Annotated in this window: 9 protein-coding genes; 7 read left to right on the top strand and 2 right to left on the bottom strand. The window is 36.3% G+C overall.

What is annotated here, in order from left to right:
* Nucleotides 1–4: 4 nt before the first annotated feature.
* Both K5X82_04260 and K5X82_04255 read right to left on the bottom strand, forming a co-directional pair.
* Nucleotides 5–1,048 carry a nucleoid-associated protein gene (locus tag K5X82_04260; protein ID QZT38119.1) on the bottom strand — a complete coding sequence of 348 codons (1,044 nt, stop codon included), beginning with the start codon at nt 1,046–1,048 and terminating at the stop codon, nt 5–7.
* Nucleotides 1,049–1,181: 133 nt separating this feature from the next.
* A complete protein-coding gene (locus K5X82_04255; protein ID QZT38118.1) occupies nt 1,182–2,339 on the bottom strand; it encodes an iron-containing alcohol dehydrogenase in 1,158 nt (385 codons plus the stop codon).
* 188 nt (nt 2,340–2,527) lie between these two features.
* On the opposite strand from K5X82_04255, the gene K5X82_04250 reads away from it, so the two are divergent.
* The 7 genes from K5X82_04250 to K5X82_04220 all read left to right on the top strand — a co-directional run bounded on the left by K5X82_04250 (nt 2,528) and on the right by K5X82_04220 (nt 12,896).
* A complete protein-coding gene (locus tag K5X82_04250; GenBank protein QZT38117.1) occupies nt 2,528–3,865 on the top strand; it encodes a deoxyribodipyrimidine photo-lyase in 1,338 nt (445 codons plus the stop codon).
* A 239-nt stretch (nt 3,866–4,104) separates the two neighbouring features.
* Nucleotides 4,105–5,958, top strand: a complete 1,854-nt coding sequence (locus K5X82_04245; GenBank protein ID QZT38116.1) for an LTA synthase family protein — start codon at nt 4,105–4,107, stop codon at nt 5,956–5,958.
* Between the two features lie 45 nt (nt 5,959–6,003).
* Complete coding sequence (locus tag K5X82_04240; protein ID QZT38115.1) at nt 6,004–6,576, top strand: 6-pyruvoyl tetrahydropterin synthase family protein; 573 nt, start codon at nt 6,004–6,006, stop codon at nt 6,574–6,576.
* 6 nt (nt 6,577–6,582) lie between these two features.
* Complete coding sequence (locus K5X82_04235) at nt 6,583–7,392, top strand: 7-carboxy-7-deazaguanine synthase QueE (protein QZT38114.1); 810 nt, start codon at nt 6,583–6,585, stop codon at nt 7,390–7,392.
* Nucleotides 7,393–7,711: 319 nt separating this feature from the next.
* Nucleotides 7,712–9,370 carry a diphosphate--fructose-6-phosphate 1-phosphotransferase gene (locus K5X82_04230; GenBank protein ID QZT38113.1) on the top strand — a complete coding sequence of 553 codons (1,659 nt, stop codon included), beginning with the start codon at nt 7,712–7,714 and terminating at the stop codon, nt 9,368–9,370.
* 575 nt (nt 9,371–9,945) lie between these two features.
* Nucleotides 9,946–11,229 carry a group II intron reverse transcriptase/maturase gene (gene ltrA, locus K5X82_04225; GenBank protein ID QZT38112.1) on the top strand — a complete coding sequence of 428 codons (1,284 nt, stop codon included), beginning with the start codon at nt 9,946–9,948 and terminating at the stop codon, nt 11,227–11,229.
* 236 nt (nt 11,230–11,465) lie between these two features.
* Nucleotides 11,466–12,896, top strand: coding sequence for a glycoside hydrolase family 125 protein (locus K5X82_04220; protein ID QZT38111.1), 1,431 nt, complete (start codon nt 11,466–11,468; stop codon nt 12,894–12,896).
* The last annotated feature ends 16 nt before the right edge of the window (nt 12,897–12,912 follow it).

The raw sequence follows: 12,912 nt of genomic DNA, 5'->3' as shown, positions 1-12,912 counted from the left end.
CGCTTTATAACTCTTGATCAAAATAGAGCTTGTAGTAATATTTCTCTTTTTTCTTATCATAACCTCTTTCAATAAGCTTTTGAGATCCATGGACGTAGATGTGGAAGTTTTTGTCTAACTTTAGCACATGCTTAAAACGTTGTTTGGCTTTCTCAACAGCATTATTGGTAATTTCGAATTTATCTTTGAGTTTTAATTTATTATCATCTTGCCATGCTTTTTGGTACTCATCAAATAGTACTTTTTTATCAGGATGTGATTTTAATACTTTATCCTTGAACTCTTTTTTGTCAAAAGAATCTGTATTGGAAAAGTAGTCCATGGTATCCGTTATAATTTCCAATTGCTCTACTGGTTGTACTTCATTTTGTGCATGACATACATCATTGATAAAATTTCGTGTCAATTCGAGATATTGTGATGTTAGTCCTTTGTCATCACATACTAATGTTGCATTGAGAAATGTCTCTTTCCAAAATTTAGCAGTGTCATTTTTTTTCACCTTATCAATCAGGAACATTCGGTAGCCATCTTCTTTTTCTGTATTAATGATAACACATCCTTTGTCCATTTTTTGTGGATTTATACCTTCTTCTTTATTTAGCTTTATCCCGTGGGCAGTCTCTTCAAGTCGTAGATAAGTCTCTTTGTGTTCTGATTTAAATAGTCCTACTGCTGATACGACTTGATCTTCAAGAAGAATGTTTTCGATATAGGTGACATAAAGTTCGCCATTTTTTATGTTTGCATGATTGCAAATGTCATATAAATATTGGGCGATGTCCTGAGAATTTCGGGTGAAATTATCTTGGTCATGAAAGATCTCATTAATAATGCCACAGAGCCGTTGTTCTGTGCTTATTTCTTTTGAAAAATGATAGGCTTCATCCGTAGAGAATGGTGACATAAAAAAACGTAATAGCGTTTCAGCAAATTCTGCTTGAATAGGAGAACATTCATCGGAAAGCTTTAAAGCTTCATTCTTATGTTTGTTCCCAATTTTGTGAACGATTAGGTGTTTGAAATAGGTTTCTTTAGTGATCTGCATTCTCTGTGATTAATGAAATTTTACACAAATATAATGAGAAACTATTATAGTATACAATTCATTGAAATAACTTAAAATATAAAAGAAAGAGATGGGGAATTGATCTCCATCTCTTTCTAGAATTCATTTTAAGTTACTGTCGTAATTCAAGTACTTTCACCACATCATCTGGTGTAAACGTACCTCTCTCTCCAATGGCTGTCATACCTCTGCGTTCGAATCGAGATTTAATATCATTAAATTTATCACTATTGATACCGTAGTCTGATAGACGTGTTTTTACCCCTAAAGACTCAAAGAAATCAATTGTTTTTTGGATAGCAAGATCGATTTTTTTATTCTCATCCTCTTCTTGGATACCCCAAACACGTTCTGCATATTGAACTAATTTTGCTGCTTTTTCGGCCCTTTTTACTTCAAGAACTCCCGGAAGAACAACGGCAAGAGACTGTCCATGATCGACACCATAGAATGCCGTTAGTTCATGTCCAATCATATGTGTTACCCAATCTTGAGGTACACCGACTCCAATTAGACCATTCAAGGCATTGGTTGCACACCACATAAAGTTTGAAGCTAAATCGTAATTGGTTTTATCATTCAAGTATTTTGGACCAATTTCGACAAGGGTTTTTAGAATACCTTCAGCTTGACGATCTTGAAGATATCCATGGTCAGGGTATGTAAGGTATTGTTCCGTCGTATGGATAAATGAATCTACAATACCATTGCTTATTTGACGTTCAGGTAAAGAGTAGATAGCTTCTGGATCAAGAATTGAAAATTGAGGTAAGACTTCTGGTTTGTTCATCCCCAATTTCTCTTGCGTATCTTTATTTGTTACAACAAAATTTGCATTCATTTCCGAACCTGTTGCAGGAAGAGTTAATACTGTTCCTATAGGCAATGTCGGTTCTGTTAATGGAGCATTCTTAGACATGATATCCCAAGTGTAGCCTTTGAAGTTTACTGCTGATGAGATAAATTTTGTTCCATCTAAAACAGACCCACCTCCAACGGCAAGAAGAAAGTCTACTTTCTCTTGACGAATGATTTCAACGGCTTTCATTAATGTTTCGTACACAGGGTTGGGTTCAATACCTGAAAATTCGATCACTTGATGATCTTTAAGTGCTGTCATGACTTGGTCATATACACCATTTTTCTTGATACTTCCTCCCCCATATAGCATCATTACTTTAGACTTTTTGTCTATAAGAGAGTTCAATTTGCTTATTTGTCCTTTACCAAAAACTATATTGACACTATTATGAAAACTGAAATTCTTCATGTTTATGAACCTTTTAAAATTATTATTACCAAAGTAGTAAATAAAAGTCTAATTGTCACTAATAAAAATTGTTGAGTTTGTTAATTTAGGTGTGTCTATAAAATAAATGAAATTTTGCATATGAAACAATGAAGAGCTTTATATTGTTTATCTTTTAGTCAGTTGTAATTGATAATAATATCGTCGTTATGAGCTCTTTTTGTCGTATTTTATTTGTTTTTGATCGGAACCTGAGATTAGATAATAACTCATTGTTGAAAGCATGTTTGGACCGTTGCAAGGATCGTTGTTGTGAAGTGATGTTTCTCTATGTTTGGGATGAAGAGTATTTGTGGCCTCATGGTTATAATGCTTTTCAGGCAAATTTTCTTCAAGATGCTTTAGCCCGATTAAGAAATCAATTACAGTGGTTTGATGCGAATCTCCTTGTAACAAAAGGAGATCGTTTAGAGATTATTCGTAAGTTAATAGATGATGGTGATTATCGTAAAGTCTTCATGGAGTCATCATTATCACCACATGAAGAAGGTGATTATCGTAAGATTGAGGTACGACTTCAAGAATTAAATGGAACTTTGGTCTCTGATTTAGGCAACTGGCTTTACCCTAAAGGTGTAGTAAAATCAAAGCAAGGAGGAGTATTTAAAAAATATTCTCCATTTATGAAGGCTTGTGAGAAATTATTTGAGGAGGACCTTCAACAGTTCAAGGATCATTTTTTTGCTGCAGAACATTTGCCATGGAGTGCTATCAGAGCTGTCCATGAGATTGGATTTGGGTATCTGCCCATGGAAATAGACTCTCTTGGGTTAGATGATTTTTATGTTTGGAATGATGAGATGCTTGAGAGTTATAAGGAATTTCGCGATTTTCCATGGAGAGAGAAGGGGACCTCGATGATGGGTGCGTATCTAAGATTTGGTGTTGTATCGATCAAACGCTTGGCTGTTGAGGCATGGGGAAAATCAAGAACAATGTGGAATGAGTTGGTGTGGAGAGAGTTCTTTGCACATTGGTATGCTGCTTTCCCCGAAACTGCGATTGAGAATTTTGATCATCGGTTTGATATGATGAAATGGGAAAATGATGTGCATTTGTGGGAGAAGTGGATTGAGGGTAAAACGGGGTATTTAATGATTGATGCTGGGATTACATCGTTGGTTAAAAGTGGATATATCCATAATCGAGTTCGGATGGTGGTTGCAAGTTTTTTATGTAAAGATCTTCATATGGATTGGCGAAAAGGAGAAGCTTTTTTCGCAAGGTATCTTATTGATTATGATCCAGCCTCTAATGTTGGTAATTGGCAATGGGTAGCTGGATGTGGAGTGGATGCTGCGCCATATTTCAGAATTTTTAATCCAGAGTTGCAGCAAGATAAATTTGATGCAAATAAAATATATGCATACAGGTGGTTGCCTGTAGATTATCAAGTGAATAAGATGTTGGATCATGGAGTAGAGAAAGTGGTTGCGATGAAGTTATATGATGATTTAAAAAGAGAGTGGGAGTATAATAAAGGTTAAATAAGTCATTGTCTACTTTGTGAGAAAAATGATAAAAAATGTGTATTGTAGAGAGGTAATCTTGGTGGTTATCTCTCTTTTTGTTGTTTTTTAATACGTTGTAAGCCATTGATAGTTAAAATGTATCATAGAATAGTGTGTCCGCGAATTGTTTATAATAATTAAAAAAAGTGTTTATGCTATCATAATTATTACATTTGCGTTCACTTTAATTCTAATATCCATTTTCGTTATTTTTTATGAGAAAAATATTCAAATGGTTTTTTAAGATTTTCATCTTTTGGACCATTGTATTCCAATTTGGGCGTTTGGTATTTGCATTATATGAGTTACCTCAAACGTCAGCATTAGATTTTACGATAATTCTACAAGCTTTTTCCCATGGGGTTCGTCAGGATTTCTCTGCTAGTGGTTATATTACAATGCTTAATGGGATTTTTTTGATGCTATTTTTGATGTTAGGAGTTCGAAAGAATAGAGTGTTCTTTCGAGTTCTTAATCTCATATTAATGATTATTGTAGCTTCAATTGTGTCGATTGATTGTGAGCTTTATCGTAATTGGGGGTTGCATATGGATGCTACACCACTACTCTATTTACAAACGCCTAAAGAAGCGATGGCATCTACAACTCCTTTACAAATGTCTTTTACACTCTTGATAACCTTATTGATTGTGTTGGCCTCTAATTGGCTTTATGGGAGGCTGTTTCAGTCTAATTTATGGTATGAAGGTAAAAAGAAACTGTATAGATATGCAGCTATTAATAGTGTGCTGTTGTTAAGTGCATTGATGATTATACCTATTAGGGGTGGTTTTGGTATTGCTCCAATGAATTCGGGAACCGTTTATTTCAGCAAAGATCTCTATCCAAATCATCTTGCTGTAAACTCGTCTTGGAATTTTTTGTACTCTGTAACGAAGATGGATGATTTTGCTTCTCCATATCGTTTTATGGATAATACGGAAGCGAACAATATTCGTGAAAAGATATTTCATAAATCTCCGATTGTTTCCCCTATGAAAGAGAGTGGAGAGAAGCCTAATGTTCTTGTTGTACTGATGGAGAGTTTCTCTGGTAAATTGGTAGGAGCTTTGGGTTATAAGGACTACACCCCTAATTTGACAAAAATTGCCAATAATAACATTCTTTTTACTAACATATATTCTACAGGGGATAGGTCTGACCGGGGTATTGTTGGTGTTATTAGTGGTTATCCATCTGAGCCAACTGCTTCTATTATGAAATATCCACAGAAATCGCAACAGTTGCCTTTTGTAACTAAGGCTTTAGAAGCGTATGGATATAAAACTACTTATTATTACGGGGGAGATACTGATTTTGCTAATATGCATAGTTACTTAGTGAATGCTGATTTTGATAAGGTTGTGGATATGAGTTATTTCGATCCAAAAGACTATAATTCAAAATGGGGCGTTCATGATGGTGTTATGTTAGACTTTTTATTGAATGATATAAATAAAGATGTTGCTGCTTCAGATACACCATTCTTTAAAATGGTTTTTACGTTAAGTAGCCATGAGCCTTTTGAGGTTCCAATGGAAACTGTTATCAAAGGGGATAGTGAACAAGATAAGTTTCTAAATTCAGTCACATATACTGATCGCTGTTTAGGTCGGTTCTATAATGAAGCAAAAAAGCAACCATGGTTTAAAAATACACTAATTGTATTTGTAGCAGATCATGGACATCGATTACCATATGACTCCAATGCTAATGATCCAGAAAAATATCATATTCCAATGATATTGGCAGGAGGCGTAGTACAGAAGGATACTGTTGTAGTGAAGAGTGGTAGTAACACGGATGTGCCAGCTACAATCCTAGGGCAGTTAGGAGTTTCTTCAGAAGCATTTTTGTATAGTAAAGATCTTATGGATCCTAATTCATCGAGCTTTGGATATTTTGTCTATGGAGGTGGAATTGGAGCGAGCATAGATAGTACTAAGATAGTATATGATTTGAACTCCAATGATGTTGTTTATAAAGATAATTTTTCAGAGAATGGACTTCATGAGATGAAAGCCGTGTTGCAAAGTGCATGGAATACATTTCTAGGAAATACAAAATAGGTCTATATTTGATCCACTTAGGTTGTTGTTAAAGTAAAGAAAAAAATGATTATAACTAAGATATTCAGATTTGAAGGTGCTCACATTGTAAGAGGGTGTTCTTCTGTTCGTTGTAGAGAAAATATCCATGGTCACTCTTATCGTGTAGAGGTGAGCTTGTCTTCTGATAAGTTGGATAATGGATTTATGGTAATGGATTTTAGCCTTCTATCTAAAGTAAAAGAGTTGGTTGATTCTTTTGATCACTCTTATTCTGTTTGGGATCAAGAGTCTGATTCTTTTATGAAAATGGTGGATAGTTTTAATAAACGTCATGTAACAATGCCTATTTCGCCATCGGCCGAAGGGTATGCATTATTATTCTTTTATGTGATAGATAAGGTTATTCAAAATACCATTTTTGCTAATAATGAAGGAAATGTTCAATTACACTCTGTGAAAGTTCATGAAACAGAAACTGGTTCAGCAACATGTTTTGCCTCTGACTTGGATATGGTTTTCTTTTCATTAACTGATTTAAAATTTTCGAAAGGAGTGCAGAGTGAATGGAAGTCTCCTCAATGGTGGCAAGATCTACTTGCTCATCGTTCCTATGTTAATGAAACTCCTAAAGCTTAAAGTTATATGCCACAACTAATTCTTGCAGAAGGCGGTGTTTTTCCTATTATGAAAGGATTACATGGAGAGGAGTTGAATCCTAAAACAGGTTTTTCTATTGCTGGTACGATACAAGGGGAAGGTAAACTTGCTGGAGTTCCTTCGCTATTTATTCGATTGTATGGATGTAATCTTGACTGTGCATGGAAGAATATCGATGGAGAAGAGGTTCGATGTGACACTCCGCATGCAATTGATCCAGAAATGAAAAAAGAAAAATGGGCTGTTGAAGATCTTTTAAAAGTGGTTCAACAGAATATTGGGAATATGAGACACCTTGTTATCACAGGAGGAGAGCCTTTACTTCAGAGTAAAGCATTGATTGCTTTTCTAGAGATATTAAAGAGGTGGCGTGAGGATATTCATGTTACCGTGGAGACAAATGGAACGATATTTTCAAATTCATTGAAAAAATATGTAGATCTATTTAGTGTCTCTCCAAAACTCAGTTCATCGACATATCGTAAGAATCCACATGTTCTTGAGTCGTTAGAGTTTAACGTAGAGAAATTTGCTTTGGCTCGTCTTCGAAACAAAATAGATTTACAGCTTAAGTTTGTTGTCTCATCAGAAGAGGATATGAAGGAGATTGAAGTTCGATTTAAAGAGGTTTTACAACATGTAACAGATGATGATGTATTACTGATGCCAATGGGGATTGGGGATGCTTCATATCAAGAGATTCAAAAGAAAGTTTGTCAGTGGGCTATAGAACGAGGTTGGCGTTTTGCTCCTCGTCTTCATCTAACTCTATTTGGTCACGTTGAAAACACCTAAATTAATGATGTTTTTTTGTGGAATGGATGTTCGCTAATCACTCAGGGATTGGTGAAGTATCCATTAAGAGTGGATGAGATTGTTTATTGCGTTCATGTCTGATTACAATCTTTTTGTTTCACTGTATAGAGTATGTGTTAGAGACTTTCTTTTGTAATGTTATAATTGTCATATAATAAATAGTATATTTTGGGTTAGTAAAATATATGCTATAAAGCATGATATCTATCCAATGTGTTTGTATATGGATCAAATTTGAATTAATTTTACCACATAATAAGATTCTATAAATATTTTATCGTAATTAATTAAGAATATCATGACAAAAAGTCCATTACAGATAGCTAGAGCTCAGTATGCTCCTAAGCTTCCTAAGTCATTGAAAAACAATTCTGTTGTAATTGTTGATGGAGAAAAGACTCAGTCGATTGCAGATCAGGCAGAGATTGAAAAATTGTTCCCAAATACATACGGAATGCCATTGTTGACTTTTGAAGGCTCAGAGGCATCTGCAGAGCTTCCTGTAGCAAACGTTGGTGTGATTCTTTCAGGAGGTCAAGCTCCAGGTGGGCACAATGTGATTTCAGGTATTTTTGATGGTTTGAAAAAATTGAACCCAAATAACAAACTATATGGTTTCTTAGGTGGACCTGGTGGTTTGGTTGATCACAAATACATGGAATTGACTGCTGATGTTATTGATGAGTATCGTAACACTGGTGGATTTGATATCATCGGATCAGGTCGTACAAAACTAGAAGAGACTTGGCAGTTTGATAAGGGTGTTGAAATTTGTAAGGAGTTAGGTATCAATGCTGTGGTTATTATTGGAGGAGATGACTCTAATACTAATGCTTGTGTGTTGGCAGAATACTATCTACAACAAAATACAGGAGTTCAAGTAATTGGATGTCCTAAAACAATTGATGGTGACCTTAAAAACGACATGATTGAAACTTCATTTGGTTTTGATACGGCTTGTAAGGTTTATTCCGAGTTGATTGGTAATATCATGCGTGATGCTAATTCAGCGAAGAAATACTGGCATTTTATTAAACTAATGGGACGTTCTGCTTCTCATATTGGTTTAGAGTGTGCATTGCAAACACAACCTAATGTGTGTTTGATTTCAGAAGAGGTTGCTGAGAAAGAACAGACTTTGGGAGCTGTGGTAAATGAGATTGCTGCTGTAATTGCTAAGCGTGCAGCGAATGGTGAGAACTTTGGTGTGGCATTGATTCCAGAAGGATTGATCGAATTTATTCCAGAGATGAAAACATTGATCTCAGAACTAAATGAATTGTTGGCAGAAGGTCACGATTCGGCTAACGAATTTAAGGCTACTCCTAAGGCAGATCGCTTAGAGTGGGTTGCAAATCATATTACTAAAGCTTCGGCAGAGGTATTTAGATCACTTCCTGCTGGTATTGCGACTCAATTGACTTTAGATCGTGATCCACACGGAAATGTACAGGTGTCTAAGATTGAAACAGAGAAGTTGTTAATCGAGATGGTTGAGGTGAAGTTGGCAGAGATGAAAGAGGCTGGAAACTATGTTGGATCATTCTCTTCTCAGAATCACTTTTTTGGTTATGAAGGTCGTTGTGCTGCACCATCTAATTTTGATGCGGATTACTGTTATTCATTAGGTTTTACTGCTTCTGTATTGATTGCTCAAGGTAAAACTGGTTATATGTCATCTGTACGTAATACTACTGCTTCTGCAGAAGAGTGGATTGCAGGTGGTGTTCCTGTAACAATGATGATGAATATGGAGCGACGTCATGGTCATATGAAACCTGTTATCCAGAAAGCTTTGGTTGAGCTTGATGGTAAGCCATTCCTTGCTTATGCTGAGAAGCGTGATGAGTGGGCTGAAAAAACAAGTTTTGTTTATCCTGGTCCTATCCAATATTGGGGACCTTCAGAGGTTTGTGATTTGACTACAAAAACTTTGTTAGAAGAGCGTGCAAAATAATCTTTTTTAATAAAGATATATGATATAAAGGCTACCTAGAGGTAGCCTTTTTTTGTGTGTGCCATGCATGGAAATTAACTAATCGGTGTAAGTCCGTAGTGGAGGTTTGTAGAGCCAACCACCTAGCAGAAGGCAAGGGTGCTTATCGTGAGGTATAACCTGAAGGAAGCCGTATGCAAAACTCTGATCCGAGGTATACGAATCGCATTAGGCGGTATATAACTGGATAAGCTTGCACAACAAAGTAAAGTCCGAATTCTACACGGAGTTTATACCGTAGATGTGGCGGATAGATGGAGTGAAAGTTAATTTCCTTACCATGGGAGGTCTCGCAGATGGATACAATGTATTTCCCTGTCCATTCATAAAAAGTTAACTGTGAGAAGTCAGCCGAGGTCATAGTACTGTAGCCACTTTACAGGAAGGACTGAATCTTAAATTGTTCATAATACAGACTGTTACCTAATGAAAGGATCAATGCAGAAAATATCGGAAGATAGCTACTTAAGTGAAGGTAGAGCGGAACTCGAGAATAACTCAAGAGCGCACACTTTCAAGGGATAACTGAAGGCATTATGGAAACGAACATTACAACAGATAATTTATTAGAACGTGTCCTAGAATCAGGTAACCTAAATAAGGCTTATTTACAGGTTTATCGTAATAAAGGGAGTCATGGAGTTGATGAGATGCAAGTGGAATCCTTAAAAGATTATCTCAGACTTCATCGAGAAGTTTTAATAGCAGAACTACGAGAAGGGAAGTACCTTCCCAATCCTGTACGACGAGTCGAAATACCCAAAGAACCAGGTAAAACACGCCCTTTAGGTATTCCTACTGTCGTGGATCGAGTTATTCAACAAGCCATTTCACAAGTTCTTAGTCCTATTTATGAGGAACAGTTTTCCAATTATAGCTTTGGATTCCGTCCGAATAAAGGAGCACATACAGCTATTATAGCCTGTAGCCAAACGATCACATCAGGTTATCATTATGCTATCGATATGGATATGGAAAGATTTTTCGATACCGTAAATCATAGCAAGTTGATAGAGATCTTATCACGAACGATAAAAGATGGTCGATTAGTTTCCTTAATCCATAAATATCTAAGAGCCGGAGTTGTTGTTGAAGAGCAGTTTCAAGAAACAGAAACAGGAGTTCCTCAAGGAGGACCATTAAGTCCATTGCTAAGCAACATTATGCTGAATGAATTAGACCATGAACTCACAAGACGAGGTCATGAGTTTGTTCGTTATGCAGATGATATTGTCATCTTATGTAAAAGCAAGCGAGGAGCTACACGCACGATGAATTCTACAATTCGTTTTATAGAAGATACTCTATTCTTAAAAGTGAATCGAGATAAAACAGAAGTGGTGCGCTACAATCAGATTAAGTTTCTTGGCTACAGTTTTTACAAAACAAAAGGTGTCGTTCGTTTTCGATTGTCGAAAAAGACACAACGGAAAGTGAAGCGCTCTTTGGAAGGAATTGTAGCACGGAATAATAGTATTGGTTACGATGAAATCAAATCCAAGCTTAAAAGCTATATTCAAGGATGGGTAACCTATTATCGATTGGCAGATATGAAATCATTTCTGAAACAAGTAGATGAATGGCTAAGACGACGTATCCGTATGGTAATATGGAAATGTTGGAAAAGAGTAAGAACGAAGATGAAGAATTTAATGAAACTCGGAGTTTCGAAGAACAAAGCGTATGAATATGCTAATACGAGGAAAAAGTATTGGCGCATTTCAAAGAGTCCAATTCTACAAACGACTATAACGAATAAGAATTTGGAGAAGGCAGGCTATATTACGCTAAGTGATTATTATCAGAAAGTAAAGTCGTGATTTAGGGAGTCGCCGTATACGAGACCCGTACGTACGGTGGTGTGGGAGGTGTACTGGAAGATAAAATATCTTCCAGCCATCTACCCGATTTGTATACTTGGTTAATTGTGTGTTTAGTTTTTATGTAAATAGGTAACAACTCTCGTTATTTTTTAAGTTTTTTTCTTGTGTAGAGGATTTCTTAAGCCTTAATTATTACTACCTTAAAGCTGCTTAATTAAAGATTTACATAATAGATGAAAAGACGTGATTTTATTCGGAATAGCACCTTGTTGGGTGTTGGAGTTGCAGCAATTAATCCTTTGATAGCTAAGGAAGATGTTGATTTTATCTCTTTGAGACCTGAGGAGTCGGATCGTAAGTTTCGAAGTGGTGCGGTGGATTTGTTGATAGATCAAATGAAAACGAAAATAAAGGATCCTAAGTTGGCTTGGCTTTTTGAGAACTGTTTCCCTAATACTCTAGATACAACTGTGGAGTATAGAGAGATTGATGGCAAGCCTGATACTTTTGTGATAACTGGTGATATTCATGCTATGTGGCTTCGGGATTCTACCGCGCAGGTGTGGCCTTATTTGCCTTTGTTGAATGAAGACGATTCGTTGAGGAAAATGGTGCTCGGATTAATTTACCGTCAATCAGAGTGTGTGCAAATTGATTCTTATGCTAATGCATTTAATTTTGATGGAAGTAAGCCTAGTCATTGGGTATCTGATCATACTGAGATGAAAAATGAGTTGCATGAACGTAAGTGGGAGATTGACTCATTGTGTTATGTTGTTCGATTAGCTTATGGGTATTGGAAGCGAACAGGAGATAGTAGTGTGTTTGATCATTCTTGGTATAAAACTGCGGAACTCATATATAAGACTTTCGTCGAGCAACAACGAAAAGACGGTCCTGGTCCTTATTCTTTTACTCGTACCACTGATAGGCAAACCGATACAATGCCAGGTTTTGGATGGGGAAATCCAGTAAGACCTACAGGCTTGATTTGTTCTGCTTTTCGTCCGTCAGATGATGCTACAACTTACCTTCATCTTATACCGTCTAACTATTTTGCGGTTGCATCATTAAGACAGTTATCTGAAATTATGCGAGATGTATACAAGGATAAGGACTTTGTGAATAAATGCAATTTGCTTAGAAATGAGGTTGTTGGTGCGTTGGAGGCGTTTGCTGTGTTAAAACATCCTAAATATGGGAAAATTATTCCTTTTGAAGTGGATGGTTTTGGCAATGCATTGTTTATGGATGATGCAAATATTCCTAGTTTATTGTCATTGCCGTATTTAGGAGCTATTGATGCTAATGATAAGTTGTATGTACGTACACGTAATTTTGTTTTGAGTGAAGATAATCCTTTCTTTTGGCGTGGAGTAGTCTGTGAAGGAGTTGGGGGTCCACATGTGGGGCTTTATTATGTGTGGCCTATGTCTGTAATCATGCAAGCGTTAACAAGTAGCGATAAAGATGAGGTTGCATCTTGTTTGAGAATGTTGTGTCAGATGGATGGAGGTAAAGGTTTTATGCATGAAGGAGTGCATAAGGATGATGCATCGAAGTTTACTCGATCGTGGTTTGCTTGGGTGAATACTTTGTTTGGAGAGTTGGTTATAAAAGTGTCTCAAGAGTATCCTGAATTGCTCGATAGAGAATATGTCTAAATGATTATGATAATAT

The organism is Prolixibacteraceae bacterium, assembly GCA_019856515.1.
GTDB lineage: Bacteria > Bacteroidota > Bacteroidia > Bacteroidales > Prolixibacteraceae > Halosquirtibacter > Halosquirtibacter xylanolyticus.
This window is presented reverse-complemented; position numbering and strand designations above follow the sequence as displayed.